17 protein-coding genes are annotated in these 19,757 nt (G+C 72.9%); 5 read left to right on the top strand and 12 right to left on the bottom strand.

What is annotated here, in order from left to right:
• Positions 1-44 precede the first annotated feature (44 nt).
• From F8568_RS21590 to F8568_RS21570, 5 genes are all read right to left on the bottom strand, one after another.
• Positions 45-1,184 carry a nitronate monooxygenase gene (locus F8568_RS21590; RefSeq protein ID WP_151595558.1) on the bottom strand — a complete coding sequence of 380 codons (1,140 nt, stop codon included), beginning with the start codon at positions 1,182-1,184 and terminating at the stop codon, positions 45-47.
• On the bottom strand, positions 1,169-2,230 hold the full coding sequence (locus tag F8568_RS21585; RefSeq protein WP_151595556.1) for an MBL fold metallo-hydrolase: 1,062 nt from the start codon (positions 2,228-2,230) through the stop codon (positions 1,169-1,171). The genes F8568_RS21590 and F8568_RS21585 overlap by 16 nt, the downstream gene beginning before the upstream one ends.
• Complete coding sequence (locus tag F8568_RS21580) at positions 2,217-4,019, bottom strand: flavin-containing monooxygenase (RefSeq protein WP_151595554.1); 1,803 nt, start codon at positions 4,017-4,019, stop codon at positions 2,217-2,219. The genes F8568_RS21585 and F8568_RS21580 overlap by 14 nt, the downstream gene beginning before the upstream one ends.
• A 101-nt stretch (positions 4,020-4,120) precedes the next feature.
• Positions 4,121-5,530: an aldehyde dehydrogenase family protein gene (locus F8568_RS21575; protein ID WP_236008996.1), complete on the bottom strand. Its 1,410-nt coding sequence runs from the start codon at positions 5,528-5,530 to the stop codon at positions 4,121-4,123.
• 18 nt (positions 5,531-5,548) lie between these two features.
• Positions 5,549-6,646, bottom strand: a complete 1,098-nt coding sequence (locus F8568_RS21570) for a zinc-binding dehydrogenase (RefSeq protein ID WP_151595552.1) — start codon at positions 6,644-6,646, stop codon at positions 5,549-5,551.
• A 140-nt stretch (positions 6,647-6,786) separates the two neighbouring features.
• On the opposite strand from F8568_RS21570, the gene F8568_RS21565 reads away from it, so the two are divergent.
• Both F8568_RS21565 and F8568_RS21560 read left to right on the top strand, forming a co-directional pair.
• On the top strand, positions 6,787-8,625 hold the full coding sequence (locus tag F8568_RS21565; RefSeq protein WP_151595550.1) for an AMP-binding protein: 1,839 nt from the start codon (positions 6,787-6,789) through the stop codon (positions 8,623-8,625).
• Positions 8,622-9,800 (top strand): cytochrome P450, encoded by a 1,179-nt coding sequence (locus F8568_RS21560; protein ID WP_151595548.1) that lies wholly within the window; start codon positions 8,622-8,624, stop codon positions 9,798-9,800. The genes F8568_RS21565 and F8568_RS21560 overlap by 4 nt, the downstream gene beginning before the upstream one ends.
• A 9-nt stretch (positions 9,801-9,809) precedes the next feature.
• On the opposite strand, the gene F8568_RS21555 is transcribed toward F8568_RS21560, so the two are convergent.
• The 5 genes from F8568_RS21555 to F8568_RS21535 form a co-directional block, all read right to left on the bottom strand.
• A complete protein-coding gene (locus F8568_RS21555) occupies positions 9,810-10,673 on the bottom strand; it encodes a PaaX family transcriptional regulator (protein ID WP_151595546.1) in 864 nt (287 codons plus the stop codon).
• Positions 10,670-11,326, bottom strand: coding sequence for a TetR/AcrR family transcriptional regulator (locus F8568_RS21550; RefSeq protein ID WP_151595544.1), 657 nt, complete (start codon positions 11,324-11,326; stop codon positions 10,670-10,672). Before F8568_RS21550 ends, F8568_RS21555 begins: the two co-directional genes overlap by 4 nt.
• Before the next feature lie 79 nt (positions 11,327-11,405).
• Positions 11,406-12,221, bottom strand: coding sequence for an enoyl-CoA hydratase/isomerase family protein (locus F8568_RS21545; RefSeq protein ID WP_151595542.1), 816 nt, complete (start codon positions 12,219-12,221; stop codon positions 11,406-11,408).
• Positions 12,218-12,679 carry a Zn-ribbon domain-containing OB-fold protein gene (locus F8568_RS21540; protein ID WP_151595540.1) on the bottom strand — a complete coding sequence of 154 codons (462 nt, stop codon included), beginning with the start codon at positions 12,677-12,679 and terminating at the stop codon, positions 12,218-12,220. The genes F8568_RS21545 and F8568_RS21540 overlap by 4 nt, the downstream gene beginning before the upstream one ends.
• A gap of 2 nt (positions 12,680-12,681) precedes the next feature.
• The gene (locus F8568_RS21535; protein WP_151595538.1) at positions 12,682-13,872 is read right to left on the bottom strand and encodes a thiolase C-terminal domain-containing protein; all 1,191 of its coding nucleotides are present in this window, start codon (positions 13,870-13,872) and stop codon (positions 12,682-12,684) included.
• Positions 13,873-14,024: 152 nt separating this feature from the next.
• Between F8568_RS21535 and F8568_RS21530 the strand changes: the two genes are divergently transcribed.
• Positions 14,025-14,882, top strand: coding sequence for a cyclase family protein (locus F8568_RS21530; protein WP_151595536.1), 858 nt, complete (start codon positions 14,025-14,027; stop codon positions 14,880-14,882).
• 24 nt (positions 14,883-14,906) lie between these two features.
• Positions 14,907-16,040: a CaiB/BaiF CoA transferase family protein gene (locus F8568_RS21525; protein ID WP_151595534.1), complete on the top strand. Its 1,134-nt coding sequence runs from the start codon at positions 14,907-14,909 to the stop codon at positions 16,038-16,040.
• A gap of 91 nt (positions 16,041-16,131) precedes the next feature.
• On the opposite strand, the gene F8568_RS21520 is transcribed toward F8568_RS21525, so the two are convergent.
• A complete protein-coding gene (locus tag F8568_RS21520) occupies positions 16,132-17,247 on the bottom strand; it encodes an acyl-CoA dehydrogenase family protein (RefSeq protein WP_151595532.1) in 1,116 nt (371 codons plus the stop codon).
• A gap of 14 nt (positions 17,248-17,261) precedes the next feature.
• Positions 17,262-18,428 carry an acyl-CoA dehydrogenase family protein gene (locus F8568_RS21515; RefSeq protein WP_151595530.1) on the bottom strand — a complete coding sequence of 389 codons (1,167 nt, stop codon included), beginning with the start codon at positions 18,426-18,428 and terminating at the stop codon, positions 17,262-17,264.
• Between the two features lie 86 nt (positions 18,429-18,514).
• On the opposite strand from F8568_RS21515, the gene F8568_RS21510 reads away from it, so the two are divergent.
• Positions 18,515-19,735 (top strand): acyl-CoA dehydrogenase family protein, encoded by a 1,221-nt coding sequence (locus F8568_RS21510; protein WP_151595528.1) that lies wholly within the window; start codon positions 18,515-18,517, stop codon positions 19,733-19,735.
• The last annotated feature ends 22 nt before the right edge of the window (positions 19,736-19,757 follow it).

Below are 19,757 nucleotides of genomic sequence, written 5' to 3'. Positions count from 1 at the left end.
CGGCGGATCAGCCGGTGGTCTCTTCCCAGGTGACGGTGGACGGCTCAGTCCTCGGACATGATGTCGTCGAGGCGGGCGATCGCTTCGGCCATCTCCTCCATCATCTCGGTCATCACCCTGCGTGTCGGCTTGATGCTCGTGATCTGGCCGACGATCTGGCCGATGAACGGGCTGAGCAGTTCGGGGGCGCGGGAGTCCTTCTTGTGCGCGACGCGCTGCACCCGGCGACGCGACCGGTCCACGAGCATGCTCTGCAGCGGCATGGGGAGGGGCTGCGGGGCGTCCTCTTGCTCCCAGGCCTCCGTCCAGGCGCTCTTGAGGACGCGGCAGGGCTTCCCGGTGAACGAGCGCGAACGCGTGGTGTCCTGCGAGCGGGCGGCGATGAAGCGCTCGCGCTCGGCCGGCGTGCTCTCGCCCTCCTCGGTGCCCAGCCAGACCGAACCGCACCAGACGCCGGCGGCGCCGAGGGCCAGGGACGCCGCCACCTGGCGGCCGTTGGCGATGCCGCCGGCCGCGAGGACGGGAAGGGGCGCGACGGCGTCCACGACCTGGGGGACGAGGACCATCGTGGTGATGTCGCCGGTGTGCCCGCCGGCCTCGGTGCCCTGGGCGATGACGAAGTCGACCCCGGCCTCCTTGTGCCGGCGCGCGTGCTCGACGGTTCCGGCCTGGGCGCCGACGACCACGCCCGCCGCGTGCGCCCGCTCGATCACCTCGGCGGGCGGGGAGCCCAGCCCGGACACGATCACCTTGATGTCGTGGGCGAAGGCGATGTCGAGCAGCGGCGTCATGCTCTTGGGGTCGACCTGCAGGCCGGCGCGCTTGACCCGCTGCTCGCGGGGGACGTCGAGCAGGGGCGGGATGCCGTACCGGTCGAGGAGGCCGTCCATGAAGGCCCGGTGCTCCTCGGGGATCTGGGCGCGCAGCTCCTCGCGGGACAGCCCGCCCTGCTTGGCGCCGGTGAACTTCGAGGGCATCAGCAGGTCGACGCCGTACGTCGCGCCCGGGCCGATCTCGTTCTCGACCCACTTCATGTCGATCTCGAGGTCCTCGGCGGTGTGGGCCACCGCGCCGAGCACGCCGACGCCGCCGGCGTTGGTGACGGCCGCGACGACGTCGCGGCAGTGCGAGAAGGCGAAGAAGGGGACGTCGAAGTCGAGCAGGTCGCTCATGGCTGTGCGCACGGCGTGACCTCCGGTAGGGGTTCGGTATAGACACGGACACCGTCGTCGGATCCGGCGTCCAGCGCCCCGTCGCGCACGAGCACGTCGAGGTGGGCGGCCGTCTCGGACACGGCGAGCACTCGGTTGCGGGGGTCGAGGTCGGTGAAGTGGCGTTCGCGGCGGGTCCACGGCAGCAGGCGCGCCACCTCGTAGGCGCTGCGCGGTCCCCGGCCCACGGCGGCGCGGGTCGCGGCGAGGCGCAGCCGGTGGTGGTCGAGCAGCTCGCCGGCGCGCCGGTGCGAACGGCGGCCGAGCGGGCCGTGCGCGGGGAGCAGATCGAGGTCGGGCAGTTCCCGGATCAGCTGGAGCGAGGACAGGAAGTCGCCGAGCGGGAGCTCGGCGGGGCTGACCTCGACACCGATCGACGGCGTGATCTCGGGCAGCACGTGGTCGCCCGCGAAGAGCAGGCCGTGGTCGACGTCGGCGAACACGTGGTGGCCCCGCGTGTGCCCCGGCGTCGGGACGGCCCGCAGGGTCCGATCGCCGACCACGACGTCCACCGGGCCCTCGATCCAGCTGTCGGGCGGCTCGTAGACGGAAGGGGGCTCCGCGGGCAGGGCGTCCAGGTCCGGCCGCAGTGCCTCGGCTCCCCAGTGCCGCAGCCACGAGCGCCTGCCGTCGGAGCGCCCGGCGAGCACCCCTTCGACCGACTCCCGGTCGCCGGCGCCCAGCGCGATGCGGGTGCCGAACCGCTGCCGCATCCGGACCGCGAGCGTGTAGTGGTCGCGGTGGAAGTGCGTGGCCAGGACCCGGTCGATCTGGGACATCGACAGGTCCAGTGTGCCCAGGGCGGCTTCCAGCGTGTCCATCCCCGCTCCGAAGGACCATCCGGAGTCGATGAGCGTGGCGCCGCCGTCGTGGACGAGGACGTACACGTTGACGGCCCGCAGAGCGTCGCCCTCCAAGGGCAGGGGTACCCGGTGGACGCCTTCGGCGACGCGCTCGACCGTCGGCCGGGTCCACTCGCCGGAGCCCGCCCGCCCGGTCCGCGGCTCAGCGTCCGTCATGGCCGGCGGCCGCCGTCGGAGTGAGACCCTCGATGTCGGCTTTGATCTGCAGCGCGAGGAAGCGCGAGTGCAGGCGGCTCTCGAGCAGGTTTCCACCCATGATCCAGAGGTTCTCCTGGCCGGTGGGGCGCCACATGTTCCGCAGCTCGTGGTCCTCGTCGAAGCCCCAGATGGGACCCACCTTGTCGGCGACGGCGTCGCCCAGGAGGCGGCGCACGGACTCCTGCTGGTTCTCGTAGCCGGTCGCCAGCACCACGAGGTCCGCGGGGACGGTCCGGCCGTCCTTGAGCCGCAGTCCCGCGGGCCCGAACCCGTCGCTGTCGCGCGCCTGCACGATCTTGATCTCCCCGTCGGCGATGAGGTCCGAGCAGCCGACGTTGATGTAGTAGCCGCCGCCGCGCCTCAGGTACTTCATGTGGAAGCCCGTCCCGTCGGGCTCGAAGTCGGTCTCGAATCCGGCGGCGTTCAGCCGGTCGAGGAGCTGCTGGTCGAGGCGGCAGGTCTTGCGGGTGAGGAACTGGTAGCTCTCGCGCAGCACCGGGTAGGGGATGGCGGCGGTGATCAGGTCGATGTCCTCGATCCGGTCGTGCTCGGAGTAGAGCGCGTAGACCATCGTGCCGCTCGGCACCAGGCTGACCACGCACGTCGGGCTGCGCTGGATCATGGTCACCGAGACGCCCCTGGCGTGCAGTTCCTGCGCGACGTCGTGGCCGCTGTTGCCGGTGCCGAGCACGATCGCGTCGCGGACGTCGTACTGCCGGCCGTCTCCGAACGCGCTGGAGTGCACCACGGTGCCCGCGAAATCGTCCAGGCCGGGGACCTCGGGCAGGTGCGGGGTGCCGCTCACGCCGCCCGTGGCCAGGACGAGGTGCCGCGGGTGCAGGACGCGTTCCTGCTTGCCGCCGCGGTTCACCCGGACCGTCCACCGGTGGCGGTCCTCGTCGTAGGCGGCCCCTTCGAAGTCCGTCGCGGTCCAGACGTTCAGCTCCATGTACTCGGCGTAGCCCTCGAGCCAGCCGGCCAGCTTGTCCTTGGGCAGGAACGTCGGCCACGTGGGCGGGAACGGCAGATAGGGCAGGCTGTTCGCCCATACCTCGTTGTGCAGCGTCAGCGAGTGGTACCGGTTGCGCCACACGTCGCCGACCCGGGGCGTGCGCTCCAGCAGGAGCGTGTCGACGCCGAGCTGGTTCAGCCTGGCGCCGAGCACCAGCCCGGACTGGCCCGCGCCGACGACGATCACCTCGGGGTCCCGGTCGGCGTACTCGGCCGCCTCCTCGCGGCGGTCGAGCCAGTTGCCGCCCGCGAACCCGTGCGAGTACTCCAGCCCGGTCGGCCTGGCCTTGCCGGTGCGCTCCTCGAACCCGGCCAGTTCCTGCAGGGCGGTGAGGAGGATCCACACCGGGGCGTCGGCGAGCCGGTCGTCCTCGACGAGCAGCCGCACGAACCCGGTTCCCCGGCCGAGGTCGGTGTCGAAGTCGAAGTACGCCTCGATCACCATCCGCGACGACCGCTTCACCAGGCGCGGCGGAGTGCGGTCCGCGGCGGGGCGCAGGTTCCGCGGGTGCTGGGCCAGGAGTCCGGCGCCCAGCGCCCGCCTGATCTCGCCGCGGCCGGAGTAGGTGTGGTAGCGCCAGGTCAGAGCCAGGATGTCGCGCCAGTACCCGTCCGGCTCGAACTCGCCGGCCACCGCCTCGGCGGCGCCACCGGTCACGGCCTGATCGAACCGCGCCAGCCACGAACCGAACGCGGACTCGACGTCGAGTGACGGCGGTGCCTCGACCACGCTCATGAAAGTCCTCTCTGCACTGGCCCACGGCCGGACGACCCCAGCCTGCGGCTCATTGAAGCCCGACACGGAACATCTGTCAACAGTTGCGTTGACGAGATCGCTCAGGGGCGCGGTCCCGGTGTCCTGAGCACCTGGAGGTCGGAGAACTCGTCGAGCCCCCAGGGGCCGTTCTCCACGCCGAGCCCGCTGACGCCGCGACCGCCGAAGGGCACGCGCGGGCTGAACGTCAGATGGTCGTTCACCCGCACCGTGCCCGCGTCGAGCCGTCCGGCGACACGGGCCGCGCGGTCCACGTCGGCGCTCCACACCGAGCCGCTCAGGCCGTACTCGGTCGCGTTGGCCGCCGCGATCGCGTCCTCGACGTCCCGGTAGACCATCACCGGCAGCACCGGCCCGAACTGCTCCTCGTCCACGAGCGGGACGCCGGGACCGACGCCGGTGACGATCGTCGGCGCGTGGAAGTAGCCGGGCCGGTCGAGCCGGTGCCCGCCGGCCGCGACGGTTCCGCCCCGGGCCACGGCGTCGGCGGTGAGGGCGCTGACGCGGTCGAACTGGGGCCTGTTCTGGATCGGGCCGAGCTTGACCGCGGGGTCGGTCCCGTCGCCCATCGGAGTCCGTTTCGCCCGGTCCACCAGCCGCTCGAGGATCGGATCGGCGAGCGACTCGGGCACGTACAGCCTCTTGATCCCGGCACAGATCTGGCCGGAATTGGCGAAGGCGCCCCAGAACAGCGGGCTCTCGACCGCGTCCGGATCGGCGTCGTCGAGGACGATCGCGGCGTCGTTGCCGCCGAGTTCCAGAGTGACCCGTTTCAGGCCCTCGGCGGCCGCCCGCATCACCGCGGCGCCCGTCCGGACCGACCCGGTGAAGCTGATCTTGCGCGGGACGGGGTGGCCGGTCATCCGGGCCCCGAGATCGTCGCCCCCGGCGACCGCGGAGAAGACGCCGGGGGGCACCGCGGCGGCGATGACGCGCCCCAGCAGCAGCGTGCTGAGCGGCGTGAACGGCGAGGGTTTGAGCACCATCGTGTTGCCCGCGAGAAGGGCCGGTGCCGCCTTCCAGCCGACGAGCAGCAGGGGGAAGTTCCACGGGGTGATGGCGGCGACGACTCCGAGGGGGACCCGGCGCACGACGGCGTGCCCGCCGTCCTCGGTCGCCAGCTCCTCCTGAGCCGGTTCCATCGCCGCGAACGCCTCGAACCAGCGGGCGACCTCGCCGACCTCGAACAGTGCGGCCTTCAGCGGCTTGCCCTGCTCGGCGGTCAGGACCGCGGCGAGCTCGCCGGCCTCCCGCCGGACCGCGGCGGCGATCTCGGCGAGCGCGCGCCGGCGCCGCTCCAGGTCGGCCGCCCACGCGTCCGCGGCCCCCCGCGCGGCCTCCATCGCGCGGTCGAGCAGCTCCGGGCCGCAGACACCGCACTCGCCGGCGACCTGCTCGGTGGCCGGGTTCAGCACCGCCATCCGCTCTCGCGCGTCGACGTCCTCGCCCGCGATCGTCATCGGAACGTACATGTGAGCTCCTCGCACGGATCAGAAGGTGATCAGCGCGCGGGCGCCCGTGCCCGCGCGGCAGTAGTCGATGGCCTCGGCGATGTCGGCGAGCGCGAACTCCCGGCTCACCATCTCGTCGAGCACGATCGCCCCGGCGGCGTACAGGGCCAGGAGGCGCTCGATCGTCTCCCGGGGGTGGCCGGAGCCGTAGAGGCTCCCCCGCACCGACTTCTCCTGGAGCACGAGGCCCGTGAAGGCCGCCACGTCCAGCCGGACGTCGGGGGCGCCCGCCCCGACGAGGACCACCCGGCCGCCGGGACGGGCCGCGGGGACCGACAGCTTCACCGCGTCGCGGACCCCGGCGGCCTCCAGCACCACGTCGGCGCCCCGCCCGCCGGTGAGGGCCCGTATCTCCCGCAGCGCCCCGGGCCCGGAGGGGAGGACGTCGGTCGCCCCGACCTTGAGAGCGAGGTCCCGGCGGCCGGCCCGCGGGTCGATCGCGACGATGCGCGACGCGCCCGCGACGCGGGCGCCCTGGACGGCGCTCAGCCCGACACCGCCGCAGCCGATCACGGCCACGGACTCGCCCGGCTGCACGCCCGCCGCGTTCACGGCGGCCCCGAACCCGGTGAGGACCGCGCACCCCATCAGCGCCGCGTGCCCGAACGGCACGGTGCCCGGCAGCGCGACGACCGCGCCCTCCGGGACGACGCAGTGCTCGGCGAACGTGCCCAGCCCGGCGCCCTGGTGCACCTGCCGTCCGCCGAGCCGGACGCGCGTCGTCCCGTCGAGGAGGGTGCCCCCGCCCATCGCGCCGCCCGCCACCTCGCAGAGCGTCGGCCGGCCGCGCACGCAGTGGAAGCAGCCGCCGCACGGGGCGAGGCAGGACAGCACCACCCGGTCTCCCACGGCGACCCTGGTGACGTCCTCGCCGACGGCGGCGACGACGCCCGCCGCCTCGTGGCCGAGGACGGCCGGCAGCGCGGCGCCCAGCAGCCCGTCGTGCCAGGAGAGGTCGGAATGGCAGATTCCCGTCGCGCGGACCTGGACCATCACCTCGCCCCTGCGCGGCGGAAGCAGTTCGACGTCCGCGACACGCATCCGCCCAGGTGCTTCGAGCACCGCCGCCTGCGTCATGTGGCCACTCCCCGGATCGCATCCGATCTTCTACAGATCTGGTTTCTTTGAAACGCGATATGTATGCTCCCATCTCAAAGGTCGCCAATCAACGCCTGTGTTGAAGCTCCCGCGACGGCCCGGCGGGCCGAGGAGGTTTGATGAAGGTCACCGTGGACACGTCCCGATGCCAGGGGCACGGCTTGTGCGCGGCGCTCTCGCCGGCGCTGTTCGAACTCGACGAGACCGGCCGCTCACGGCTGACCGGCGAGACGGCGGGACGCGCGGCGCTGCCCGACGACCTGCTGGAGGAGGCCGCCGACGCGGCCGCCTCGTGCCCCGAGGAGGCGATCATCTTGGCGGCTGACTCCGACGTCGAAACACCCGGGCGCACACCACTGGTCAGGCTCTCCCTCGGTGACCTGCTCCGCCGGGTCGCCGGCGAGGTGCCCGGCCGGGCCGCGCTGGTGGACGGCGACCCCCTCGGGAGCGGGCGGCAGTGGACCTACGCCGAGCTGCTCGCCGAGTCCGAGCGGATCGCCCGGGCCCTGCTCCTGCGGTTCCGGCCGGGCGACCGGATCGCGATGTGGTCGGCCAACACCCCCGAATGGGCGCTCATCCAGTACGGCGCCGCGCTCGCCGGGCTCGTCCTCGTGACGGTGAACCCCGCCCTGCGGCGCGACGAGCTCGCCCACGTGCTGCGCCAGTCGCGTTCGCGCGGGCTCTTCTACCTCGAACGGTCCCACGGCATCGATCGCACCGCGATCGTGGAGGGCCTGGCGCCGGAACTGCCCGAGCTGGAGACCGTCGTCGGGATGTCCGACTGGGACGCCTTCGTGGACACCTCCGACCCGGCGATCGCGCTACCGGAGGTGCGACCGGAGGACCCCGCGCAGATCCAGTACACCTCGGGCACCACCGGCGCCCCGAAGGGCGCGGTCCTCCACCACCTCGGCGTGGTCAACACGGCGCTCAACGCCGGCCGGAACGCCGGCTACGTGGAGGGCGGCGTCTTCGTCAACACGATGCCGATGTTCCATGTCGGCAGCTGCGTCCAGGGAGCGGTCGCGGCCCTCGCGCTGCGCGAGACCCACGTCCTGCTCCCCCGGTTCGAGCCCGGCCTGGTGCTCGACGCGCTGGAGCGGTACCGCGGCACGAACATCCTGCTCGTGCCGACGATGCTCCTCGCGCTGGTGGAGACGCCCGGCGTCGCCGACCGCGACCTGTCGGCGCTCGAGACCATCCTCATGGGCGGCGCGACGACGCCGGCGGCCCTGAGCCGCCGCGCCGGCGACCTGCTCGGCTGCGAGATCGCCATCGGGTTCGGGCAGACCGAGGTGCACGGCGTCGTCACGCAGACCTCCCTGACCGACTCGCCCGAGGACAAGGCGGAGACGATCGGGCGTCCGCTGCCGCACATGAGGGTGCGCGTCACCGACCCCGCCACGGGACAGGTCGTGCCCCGCGGAGTCTCCGGCGAGATCCGCACCTTCGGCTACCAGAACATGACCGGCTACTTCGAGCTGCCGGAGGAGAACGCCGCGACGATCGTCGACGGGTGGCTGCGCACCGGCGACCTCGGCGTGATGGACGAGCGCGGCTACCTCACCGTCACGGGCCGCCTGAAGGACATGATCGTCCGCGGCGGGGAGAACATCTACCCCCGCGAGATCGAGGAGGCGCTGTTCGCGCACCCGTCGGTGTCGCACGCCGAGGTCATCGGGCTCCAGGACGAGTACTGGGGGGAGCGGGTGGCGGCCGTCGTCCGCCGCGACCCGGCCGGGCCGCCCGTCACCGCCGAGCAGCTCTACGTCTACTGCCGCGAGAACATGGCGGCCTTCAAGGCCCCGCGCGCGTGGTTCTTCGTCGAGGAGTTCCCCGCGACGCCGTCCGGCAAGATCCAGAAGTTCGCGCTCCGCGACGCGATCGCCGCGGGCTCGCTGAAGCCCGACTGGCAGGCGCCCGAGCGCAGGACGGCCACCAAGGAGACGCCCCGATGACCCCCTTCCCCGCCGACGGCTACGACCTCTTCTCGCCCGAGTTCAGCAAGGACCCCCACCGGACCTACGAGGCGGTGCGCGCATCGGCGTGCCCGGTCGCGCACAGCGACCGCCTGGGAGGCTCGTGGATGCCCGTCCGGTTCGACGACATCCGCTCGGTGGCGCGGAACCCGGAGGACTACTCCTCGCGCACCTCGGAGATCACCGGCCCGACCGTCGCCGAGCCCGGCGGCGGGCTGCTCATCCCGCCGATCACCTCCGACCCGCCGGAGCACAAGGCGCACCGCGACCTGCTGATGCCGTGGTTCACGCCCAAGGCCGTCGCCGCGCGCGGGCCGTTCGTCCGCGCCAAGGCCGAGTCCCTGGCGGCGGCCCTCGCCGAACGCGGCGAGGGCGACCTCGTGGCCGACTTCGCACAGAACCTCACCGTCGCCACCCTCGCGCGGATCCTCGGCGTGCCCATCGACCTGCAGCCGACCTTCATCGACTGGACCGTGCGGATGTTCCGGCTCGGCCCGCTCGACACCGACCTGCGGGCGCGCACCGTCCACGAGATCCTCGGCTTCTTCGACGGCCTGCTGGCCGAGCGGGCCCGCGACCCCCGCGACGACCTGCTCAGCCACATCGCGACGGCGGAGGGCGACCACCTCACCCACAAGCACCGCCTGGGCAGCGCCTTCGTGATCCTGCTCGCCGGCGCCGACACCACGTGGAGCGCCATCGGCGCCGGCCTGTGGCACCTCGGCCACCACCCCGCCGACCGCGACGCCCTCGCCGCGGACCGGTCCCTCATGGACACCGCGGTCGAGGAGATCCTGCGGTACTACGCGCCGGTCACGGTGACCCGCACCGCCACCCGCGACCTGACGCTCTGCGGGCGCGGCGTCCGCGCCGGCGACCGGGTGATCGCACCGTTCGCCGCCGCCAACCGGGACCCCGGCGTCTTCGAGGACGCGGACACGCTGCGCCTCGGCCGCCGCCGCAACAGGCATCTGGCCTTCGGCACCGGAGCCCACCGGTGCATCGGGTCGAGCCTCGCCCGCCTCGAACTGAAGACGGCGCTCGGCGCGTGGCTCGACGCGATGCCGCGCTTCGAGGTGCCCGACCCCGGATCCGTGCGCTGGACGAGCGGCGCCGTCCGCGGCCCGGAGGCCGTCGCCTTCGTCAGCGGCTGACCGGGACCGTCACCGGCGGGCGGGAGCGGTCTCCGCCACCAGGCGGCGCCACTCCCGCTGAGCGGCCTGGTGGGACGACGCGCGGTGCCGCTCCAGCAGCCGGGCGGCCGTCCGTCCCGGCCACGGCTGCGGCAGCAGGGCGTCCGGCAGCTGGGGATCGAGGTAGGGCAGGTGCTGCCAGGCGTCGACCACCCCGATGTGGGAGACCAGGAGGTCCTCGCCCTCACCGGGCTCGTAGTCCGCGTGCTCGGCGAGCAGCGACTCGTACCGGGTGACCAGGTCGCCCACGTCCCAGGCCCGGTGCACCGTCTCCTCGGCGGACATCCCGGCCATGGCGAGCGGCCCCACGACGGAGATGGCCTGGTCGCGCAGTTCGAGCTGGTCCAGTAGCGCGGTCACCTCCGCCTCGCGCTCGGCGTGCGGGCTCACCCACAGGCCGGGCGCCGGGCTGCCGAACCCGGCCCAGACGAGGCGGCGCGCGAGTCTCCGGCGGATCGCCGTCCGCTCGTGCGGCACGCTGACGGCGAGGACGAACCAGCGGCCGTCCCACGGGACCGGCTCCCGGGTGAGCGACCGCACCCGCTCGAACCCGCTCGCCATCAGCTCCTCGCCGGCCGCGGTCAGCCGCCACCGCACCTCCCGCCCGGTCCGGCTGCTCTCCAGCCAGCCGCGCGCCCCGGCCCGCGACAGCGCCTGCCTGGTGGTGCTCGGGCCCAGGCCGGCCGCGCCGAGGACGCGCAGGAGCGTCGCGGTCCACACCTCGTCGCGCGCCGGCCACACGAACTCGCCCAGCACCGTCAGCAGCAGCGACTGCGCGCTGCCGGCCGGCGCGACCCGGCGCGGCCGCGCCGGGCGGACCGCACCGCGGGTCACGGCTTCGCGCGACGATGGTTGCGCTTGACCTGCAGACCCTCGAGGACCATGTCCGCGAACGCGTTGCCGATCTTCTCGGCGTCGGGTTCCTTGCTCGGGTCGTACCACCGGTGCGTCCAGTTCAGCATGCCGATGAAGCCGAACGCGATCGTCCGCGCGCTCGCGGTCGACCGCAGCGTGCCCGCGTCCAGGCCCTCCTGGATGATGCCGATGACCGCGGCGTCGTACCTGCGGTTCAGGGCGTGCGCGGCCTCGTTGCGGTCGCCGAGCTGGTTCAGGTCCTCCTGGATGTAGACGTAGGCGAACGGGTAGTTCTCGGCGTACGACTTCATCAGCCCGACGGCCAGCTCGCGCAGCTTGACCGGGGCGGAGGCGTCCCAGCCCCGGATGGCCTCGGCCATGGCCACGTTCGCCTCCACGGCCTTGCGGACCACGTCGTCGAACAGCTCCTGGCGGCTGCCGATGTAGTAGTAGAGCGACGCGCGGTCCGTCCCGACCGCTTCGGCGATCTCACCGAGGCTGGCGCCTTTGAGCCCCTTCTCCTTGAAGACGCCGGCGGCTATCTTCAGTATCTCCTGCCGGCGCTGCTGGTAGGCCGCGCCGCCCTCGGCCTTCGCCGCCGCACGCCGCTTGCCCATGCCACTGTTGGCCACGCTCGTAGTCCTCTCGTTACCGCGGACGAAAGTCTACGCAGGTGTTGACTCGCGGTGCACATGATCGACCGAACGCCGGTCAGGTACCGGTGAACTCCGGCCGGCGCTTCTCCATGAAGGCCTTCGACCCCTCGCGCGCGTCCTTCGAGCGCAGCAGGCCCTTGATCAGCTCGTCCTCGATCCCGAAGGCCTCGCTCAGCGAGGCGCCCGACGACCCCACCATGGCGTCCTTGGCCGCGCGCATGGCCAGCGGGCCGTTCTCGGCCATCGCGGCGGCGAGTTCGCGGGCCGCCTTGAGCACCTGGTCCGCGGGCACGACCCGGTTGACCAGCCCCATCCGGTACGCCGCGGCAGCGTCGATCTTGTCGCCGATGAGCAGGATCTCGGCGGCGTGGGCGGCCGAGACCTGCCGCGCGACCCGGGCCACTCCCCCGGCGGCGGGGATGAGGCCCCGCTTCACCTCGGTGAGCCCGAGGACGCTCTTCTCGGACACCACCCGCAGGTCGCAGGCCAGGAGCAGTTCCATGCCCCCGCCCACCACCGCGCCCCGGGCGGCGGCGATCACCGGGGTGGTCATGTCGGTGCGGCGCAGCATCGCGCGGTTGAGCAGCTTCGGCTCGGCGCGCAGCCGCTCGTCCCACTCGTCCTCCGGCTCGCGCGAGCGGGTGAGCAGGGTGGTGAGCCGGCCGAGGTCGGCTCCGGCGCTGAACGCCCGGTCGCCCGCCGAGGTCAGGATCGCCACCCGCACCAGCGGGTCGGCCTGGACCGCGTCCCAGGCGTCCGCCAGGCGGCAGATCATCTCCGGGGTGAGGGCGTTCATCTTCTCGGGCCGGTTCAGGGTCACCTCGGCGACGCCCTCGGCGACCTCGTGGATGACGGGCAGGCCGTCGCTCATCGTGCCTCCTCGGCGCGTTCATTGCCGGTCTTCTCCGGCTCGGCCCCGGCATCGGCCTCGACCCACAGGTAGGCGAAGTCATCGGTGACGGTCTCGGTCACCACCCGCACGGGCAGGCCGATCCGGATGGCGCCGGGGTCGATCCCCCTCGCCGTGCCGACGAGGCGCGGTCCCTCGTCGAGCTGGACGACGATCGTGGCCCACGGCACCTCGTCCTTCCACGCCTTCTCGGTCGTGAAGTGCGAGACCGTGTACGAGTACACCGTGCCCCGGCCCGACACCTTCTCGAACACGTAGCGGTCCGAGAAGCAGCGCGGGCAGTACAGCCGCGGCGGGTGGTGGTGGTCGGAGCAGTCCGCGCACTTCTGCACGTGCAGCTCGCCGGTCGACGTGGCCGCCTGGAAGAACTCCAGGTCGAGTTCCGCGGGCCGCGGTATCTGCTTGTCCGCCGTACTCATGGTCAGCCCCTTCCGAGGATCACGATGCTGCCGTCTCCAAGATCTCCGTAGCCGGTCACCAGGCCGAGCTCGGCGCCGTGCACCTGCGCGTCGCCGGCGTCGTGGCGGAGCTGCCGCGCCGCCTCGACGACCAGGTTCAGCCCCCAGCAGTGCCCCTGGGAGAGCATCCCGCCGGCGGTGTTCAGCGGATAGGCGCCGCCGAGTTCGAGGGCGCCGCCCTTGACCAGGTCGGGAGCCCCGCCGCGCTCGGCGAGCCCGAGGGCTTCGAGCTGGAGGAGGACGACATGGGTGAAGCAGTCGTAGATCTGCAGGAAGTCCATGTCGCGGGCGGTGACGCCGGCCATCTCGAACGCGCGCGGCGCCGCGCGGCTCAGTCCGAGGTCGAGCACGTCCGCGCGGTTGGTCAGCTCGTGCGCGGGGTTGGCGTGGCCCTCCGCGCCGCCCAGGAGCAGGACGGGCCGGTGCGGCAGGTCCCGGGCCCGCTCCGCCGAGGTGACGACCACAGCTGCCGCGCAGTCGGTCTCCACGCAGCAGTCGAACTTGCGCAGCGGCTCGGTGATGTAGGGCGAGGCCAGGTAGTCGTCCATCGTCATGGCGCGGCCGTGCATGAGCGCGTTCGGCCGCAGCTGGGCGTGCTTGCGCGCCGCCACGGCCACCGCGCCCGGCGCCTCGGGCGGCACGTCGTAGAGCTCGACGTAGCGCTGCAGGTACAGCGAGTACCACCAGGGGGCCGACCGCAGCCCGTAGGGGCCGTAGTAGTTCCGCACGGTCTCGAAGAACGCCGCGCTGAAGCGGCGCTTGCTCGGCTTGGCGTCGGGACGGGGCCGCAGCGCCGAGTACCCGTTCCAGCCGATCGGCACCAGGATGGTCTCGGCGACGCCCGAGGCGATCGCCATCATCGCCGTGGTCAGCGCCGCGGTCGGGCTGGCGCCGCCCATCTGGGGCGTGGACGTGTAGCGGACGTCGGGAATCCCGAGGTGCGCCGCGATCTCGTCCCATGCCACGAAGCCGGGCGGCGGCAGGATGCCGTCGATGTCGGCCGGCGTCAGCCCGGCGTCGCGGATCGCCGCCATGCTCGCGCCCAGGACCATCTCCAGGACCGTCTCGTCGGCGCCGCGCACGTAGCCGGTCTCCCCGATCCCGACGATCGCCGCCCTGCCCGAGAGCGGGTGGCCGCTCGTGGATGCGGTCATGCAGAACCTCCGTGGTCGTGGCCAGTGCCTTCATCATGGTCGGAGAACGGCCAGCGAGTCAACAGGTACGTTGACAGCTTGATCCGCCACTGCTAGACATTCGGTGTACCCGCACCGGAGCGGGAGTTCGGCAGGACGGGAGCGATCCGCATATGGCCCACGGGAACTGGGGACGCTGGGGTTCCGAGGATCAGCGCGGCGCCCTGAACCTCGTCGACGAGAGCGCACGGCGGCGCGGCGTGGCCGCGATGCGCCGTGCGCTTCCGGTGTCGCTGGGCCTCCCGCTGCGGGCCGGCGCCGCTCCGCACGCCGCGATCCGGCCCGACGTCCAGCACCTGATGCTGCGCGACGGCGGCGACTACGCCGCCGGACTGCCGGAACGGCCCGGCCTCGGGTACGCCGACGACATGCTGATCGTCGCCTGCCACGGCACCACCCATCTGGACGCGCTGGCGCACGTCTGGCGCGACGGCCTGATGTACAACGGCTTCCCCGCCACCGAGGTGACCAGCCGCGGCGCCCGCAAGGCGGGCATCGAGACCGTCGGCCCCGTCGTCACCCGCGCGTTCTTCCTCGACCTCCCGCGCGATGACGGCTCCCCCATCGGCGCCGCCGACGTCGAGGCGGCCGTCGCCGCCACCGGAGCGCGGCCCGAACCCGGCGACGCCCTGCTCATCCGCACCGGATGGCTCGCGCGCTGGCGGGCCGGCACGGCCTCGAAGACGACCTGGCCGGGCATCGACCGGTCGGTCGTCGATCTCGTCGACCGCTGGGGCATCGCCCTGGTCGGCGCCGACAACATCTCCGTCGAGGTGGAGCCCTCCGGCGACCCCGGCTGCACGCTGCCGCTGCACGTCGCGCTGATCCGCGACCGCGGCGTCTTCCTGCTCGAACTGCTCGACCTGGAACGGCTCGCCGAGCTGTCGGCGACGACGTTCCTGCTCGTCGTCTCACCGCTGAACATCGTCGGCGGCAGCGCCTCGCCCGTCGCCCCGACCGCCGTCCTGTAGGACGGCCGATCGCCTGGAGGTCCGATGACCGGGACGAACACGGCCGGTGCGGCCGGCGACCAGCGCCGGGGCCCGCTCAAGGGCGTCCGCGTGCTCGAACTCGCCGGCCTCGGCCCGGGGCCGTACGGCGCCATGCTGCTCGCCGACCTCGGGGCGGACGTGGTCCGCGTCGACCGGGCCGGCGCGACCGCGCCCGACAGTCCGGAGAAGGACATCGTCCAGCGGGGACGGCGGTCGGTCGCCGCGGACCTGAAGACGCCCGGCGGCCGGGCGCTCGTGCGCCGGCTCGCCGCGGCGGCCGACGTCCTCATCGACCCGTTCCGCCCCGGCGTCACCGAGCGGCTCGGCATCGGCCCCGACGCCTGCACCGCCGACAACCCGCGGCTGATCTACGCGCGCATGACGGGCTTCGGGCAGGACGGCCCGCTCGCGGCCCACGCGGGGCACGACATCAACTACGTGGCCCTCGCCGGGGCGCTGGCCCACATCGGGCGGCGCGGCGAGCCGCCGACGCCGCCCCTGAACCTGGTCGGCGACATGGGCGGCGGCGGCCTGCTGCTGGCCTTCGGCGTGACGGCCGCGCTCGTCGAGCGGGCCTCCTCCGGCCGGGGCCAGGTGCTGGACGTGGCGATGGTCGACGGCGTCGCGTCCCTGATGACGATGATGTTCGGCTACCTCCAGCAGGGCGTCGTCTCCGAGGAGCGGGGCGCCAACGTCTTCGACTCGGGCTCGCACTTCTACGACGTCTACGCATGCGCCGACGGCCGGTACGTGGCGGTCGGCGCCATCGAAGCGCCGTTCTTCCGCAACCTCGTGGAGGCCATCGGCCTCGACCCCGGCGCGCTCCCGCGCCGGGGGGACCGCGGCCGGTGGGCGGAGAGCAAGCGGATCCTCGCCGAACGGTTCCTGACCCGGACGCGGGACGAATGGTGCGAGGCGCTGGCCGGCAAGCCGGACCTGTGCTTCAGCCCGGTCCTCACCATGTCGGAGGCGCCCCGGCATCCGCACCTGCGCGAGCGCGGGACGTTCACCGAGATCGACGGCGTCGTGCACCCTTCCCCCGCGCCGCGCTTCGGCCGCACGCCGGGCTCCGTGCACCACGTCGCGACCGTCCCGGGTGAGCACACGGACGAGGTCGTCGCCGACTGGCTCGGCTGAGGGCGGCACAGCGGCAGACGGCAGCGGTTCGGACGCGGCCGTACCCGGCATGGCGCGGGTTCCGCTGCCATGCCGGGTACGCCGGCCGGGGCTAGAGCCCGATCTCGCAGGCCAGCCGCTCGCGATGCTGGGCGGCGTCGCCGAGCAGGACCGCGGCGGAGCGCGCACGCTTGAAGTACAGGTGGGCCCAGTGCTCCCAGGTGAGCCCGATGCCCCCGTGGATCTGCACCGATGCCTCGCAGACCCGGACGAGCGCGTCGCTGCAGAACGCCTTGGCCAGGCTCGACGCGGCCATCAGCTCCTCGTCGTCCGCGGCGGCGGCGAACAGCGCGTAGTACGCCGCCGAGCGCGCGGCCTCGACGTCGAGCAGCATGTCGGCCAGCCGGTGCTTCACCGCCTGGAAGGAGCCGATGGGGGCGCCGAACTGGGTGCGCACCTTGGCGTACTCGGTGGTCCCCTCGAGCACCCGGCGCGCGCTGCCCACCTGCTCGACGGCGAGCAGGGCGGCCGACTGGGCGAGCGCGCGGTCGACCTCGCCGTCCGCGCCGGTCGCGAGCAGCCGGGCGGGTGTGCCGGCGAAGTCCAGCCGTGCTTGGCGGCGGGTCTGGTCCATCGTCGGGAGCTGCGTCCGCACGAGGCCCGGGGCTTCTCCGTCGACCGCCAGGACCGCGAGCTCGGTGCCGATCCGGGCCAGAACGAGGATGAGCCCGGCCTCGTGGCCGTCGGGGACGTAGGTCTTGGTGCCGCTGAGCGTCCACCCCGAGCCGGTCCGCTCGGCCTCCATGCGCACGGCACGCGCGTCCCAGACGCCGCCCGGCTCGCACAGCGCCACGGTCGCGACGAGGTCACCGGCCGCGATCCGGGTCGCCGCGTCCGCGACGAGGTCCTGCTCGGGGAAGCGGAGCAGCAGCGAGAGCGCCAGACCGACGGTCGCGGCGTACGGGACGCAGGCGAGGAAGCGGCCGAGCTCCTCGAAGACGACGCCCTGCTCCACGAGCGACGCGCCGGCTCCGCCCCACCGCTCGGGCACGGTGAGGCCGTGGCAGCCGAGCTCGTCCGCCAGGCCGCGCCAGAGCACGGTGTCGGTCCCGGACCGCGATGCCATCACCTCGCGTACGCGGCCTTCGTCGCTGCGCTTGGACAGCATCGACCTGAGCGCGCGGCGCAGCTCCTCCTGGTCGGTGTCGAAACCGAGTCCGATCTGCATGTGGGCCTTCTCCGTCAGCGGTAGGCGCTCACGCCGGTCAGTGCCTGGCCGACGGCGAGCGTGTGGATCTCGGACGTCCCCTCGTAGGTGAGGACGGACTCGAGGTTGTTGGCGTGCCGCAGCGGCGGATAGTCCAGCGTGATGCCGGCCCCTCCGAGGATGGTGCGGCAGGTGCGCGCGATCTGCAGCGCCTCCCGCACGTTGTTGAGCTTGCCGACGCTGATCTGGGCCGGCTCGACTCCGGCGCCGTCCTTGAGTTCGGCGAGGCGGAGGGCCACGAGCATGGCCTTGCTCAGCTCCAGCGACATGTCGGCCAGCTTCTCCTGCGTGAGCTGGAAGGCGGCGAGGCTCTTGCCGAACTGCTCGCGCTGCCGGGCGTAGGCCAGCGTCGTCTCGAGGCAGTCGCGGGCGGCGCCGACGCTGCCGAAGACGATCCCGTAGCGGGCCTCGGACAGGCACGACAGCGGGCCCCTGAGCCCCTTCGCCGAGGGCAGCATCGCCGCGGACGGCACCCGGACGTCCTCGAGGAACAGCGCGCCGGTGATCGAGGCCCGCAGCGACAGCTTCTGCTTGATCTCCTGGACCTCGAAGCCGGGGGTCCCCTTGGGGACCAGGAAGCCGCGCACGCCGTCGTCCGTCCTGGCCCACACGGTCGCGACGTCCGCGACGGGCGCGTTGGTGATCCACATCTTGGACCCGTTGATGATCCAGTCGTCACCGTCGCGGCGGGCGCGGGTGCGCATCGAGCCGGGGTCGGACCCGTGGTCGGGCTCGGTGAGGCCGAAGCAGCCGATGGCCTCGCCCCGCGCCATGCGGGGCAGCCACTCCTGCTTCTGCTCCTCGGAGCCGAAGTGGTGGATCGAGAACATCGCCAGCGAGCCCTGGACCGAGACGAAGCTGCGGAACCCGCTGTCGACGGCTTCGAGCTCCAGGCAGGCCAGGCCGTAGGCGAGCGAGCTGGAGCCGGCGCAGCCGTAGCCGTCGAGGTGCATGCCGAGCAGGCCGAGCTCGCCGAACTCGGTGGCGAGTTCCACGGGGAAGGTGCCCGCCTCGAAATGGCCCGCGACGACCGGCCGCAGGGTCTCGTCGGCGAAGCGCCGGACGACGGCCTGCATCGCGCGCTCCTCCTCCGGGATCATCGCCTCGGTGTCGAGCAGGTCGACCCGACTGTTGCCGGCCATAGGGGGCCTCCTTCGCGTAGGTACGCCCGGACAGTATATCAACACATGTGTTGACAGCAAGGGCCTCGGTTTCGGAGGATGAGGCCATGAAGACGACCTATCCGGCACCGGTCGAGCAGTTCAGGCGGCAGGTGCGCACGTGGCTCGAGGAGAACCTGCCGGACGGCTGGTTCGACGGCGCCGAGATGCCCCCCGAGGAGCGCGAGGCGTTCCGCGCCTCCTGGACCGAGAAGCTCCACGCGGCGGGATGGATCTGCGCCTCGTGGCCGAAGGAGTACGGCGGGCGCGGTCTGAGCCCGCTGGAGAACGTCGTGCTGCACGAGGAGTTCGCCCGTGCCCGCGCGCCGATGCGCGCCGACTGGTTCGGGGACACCCTCGTGGGCCCGACGATCCTGCGGTGGGGCACCGACGAGCAGAAGGCGGAGTTCATCCCGAAGATCCTCCGCGGCGAGATCACCTGGTGCCAGGGGTTCTCCGAGCCCGAGGCCGGGTCGGATCTCGCCGGGCTGCGCACCCGCGCCGAGCCGCGCGACGGCGGCTGGACGATCAACGGCCGGAAGATCTGGACGACGCGCGCCGACGAGGCCGACTACGTCTTCCTCCTCGCGCGCACCGACCCCGACGCCCCCCGCCACCGGGGGATCTCCTACCTCCTCGTCCCGATGCGGCAGCCGGGGATCGAGGTGCGTCCGATCGAGCAGCTCGACGGCGCGACCGACTTCTGCGAGGTGGTCTTCACCGACGCGCACGCGCCCGAGGGCTGCGTCGTCGGCGGGTTGAACAACGGCTGGAAGGTCGCCATGACGACCCTCGGCTTCGAGCGCGGCGCCTCCGCCACCACCGGGCACCGCCGCTTCGAGAAGGAGCTGCGGAAGATCATCGGGATGGCCCGGGAGCGGGGCGTCCACACCGATCCCGTGATCCGCCAGCGGCTGGCCGAGCAGTGGACCCGCGTCCAGATCCAGCGCTACCACGGGCTGCGCACGCTCGCCGACACGGTCAACGGCACCCGGGAGGCCGCGGGCCTCGGCCAGCTCAACAAGATGTGGTGGTCGGAGACACACCGCGCGACGATGGACCTCATGATGGACATCCTCGGCCCCGAGGGGCAGATTCTGGCCGGCGCCGCCGCCGAGCAGGGCGCCTGGATCCCCGGGGTCGGCATGCGCAACGGGCGGGCCGACTACCCGGCCGGCGTGGAGCAGCGCGCCTTCCTGTTCTCGCTGTCGGACACGATCGGCGGCGGCACCGCCGAGATCCAGCGCAACATCGTCGCGGAGCGCCTGCTCGGCCTCCCGCGAGGCTGAGCGCCCGGGACCGCGTCCGGGT

This window comes from Actinomadura physcomitrii (assembly GCF_008923205.2).
Lineage (GTDB): Bacteria > Actinomycetota > Actinomycetes > Streptosporangiales > Streptosporangiaceae > Spirillospora > Spirillospora physcomitrii.
This window is presented reverse-complemented; position numbering and strand designations above follow the sequence as displayed.

Excerpts from the sequence above, each read along its gene's own strand:
- F8568_RS21585 (WP_151595556.1), bottom strand. The coding sequence starts at position 2,230 with ATGACGGACGCTGAGCCGCGGACCGGGCGGGCGGGCTCCGGCGAGTGG.
- F8568_RS21580 (WP_151595554.1), bottom strand. The coding sequence starts at position 4,019 with ATGAGCGTGGTCGAGGCACCGCCGTCACTCGACGTCGAGTCCGCGTTC.
- F8568_RS21575 (WP_236008996.1), bottom strand. The coding sequence starts at position 5,530 with ATGTACGTTCCGATGACGATCGCGGGCGAGGACGTCGACGCGCGAGAG.
- F8568_RS21570 (WP_151595552.1), bottom strand. The coding sequence starts at position 6,646 with ATGACGCAGGCGGCGGTGCTCGAAGCACCTGGGCGGATGCGTGTCGCG.
- F8568_RS21565 (WP_151595550.1), top strand. The coding sequence starts at position 6,787 with ATGAAGGTCACCGTGGACACGTCCCGATGCCAGGGGCACGGCTTGTGC.
- F8568_RS21560 (WP_151595548.1), top strand. The coding sequence starts at position 8,622 with ATGACCCCCTTCCCCGCCGACGGCTACGACCTCTTCTCGCCCGAGTTC.
- F8568_RS21545 (WP_151595542.1), bottom strand. The coding sequence starts at position 12,221 with ATGAGCGACGGCCTGCCCGTCATCCACGAGGTCGCCGAGGGCGTCGCC.
- F8568_RS21540 (WP_151595540.1), bottom strand. The coding sequence starts at position 12,679 with ATGAGTACGGCGGACAAGCAGATACCGCGGCCCGCGGAACTCGACCTG.
- F8568_RS21535 (WP_151595538.1), bottom strand. The coding sequence starts at position 13,872 with ATGACCGCATCCACGAGCGGCCACCCGCTCTCGGGCAGGGCGGCGATC.
- F8568_RS21530 (WP_151595536.1), top strand. The coding sequence starts at position 14,025 with ATGGCCCACGGGAACTGGGGACGCTGGGGTTCCGAGGATCAGCGCGGC.
- F8568_RS21525 (WP_151595534.1), top strand. The coding sequence starts at position 14,907 with ATGACCGGGACGAACACGGCCGGTGCGGCCGGCGACCAGCGCCGGGGC.
- F8568_RS21520 (WP_151595532.1), bottom strand. The coding sequence starts at position 17,247 with ATGCAGATCGGACTCGGTTTCGACACCGACCAGGAGGAGCTGCGCCGC.
- F8568_RS21515 (WP_151595530.1), bottom strand. The coding sequence starts at position 18,428 with ATGGCCGGCAACAGTCGGGTCGACCTGCTCGACACCGAGGCGATGATC.
- F8568_RS21510 (WP_151595528.1), top strand. The coding sequence starts at position 18,515 with ATGAAGACGACCTATCCGGCACCGGTCGAGCAGTTCAGGCGGCAGGTG.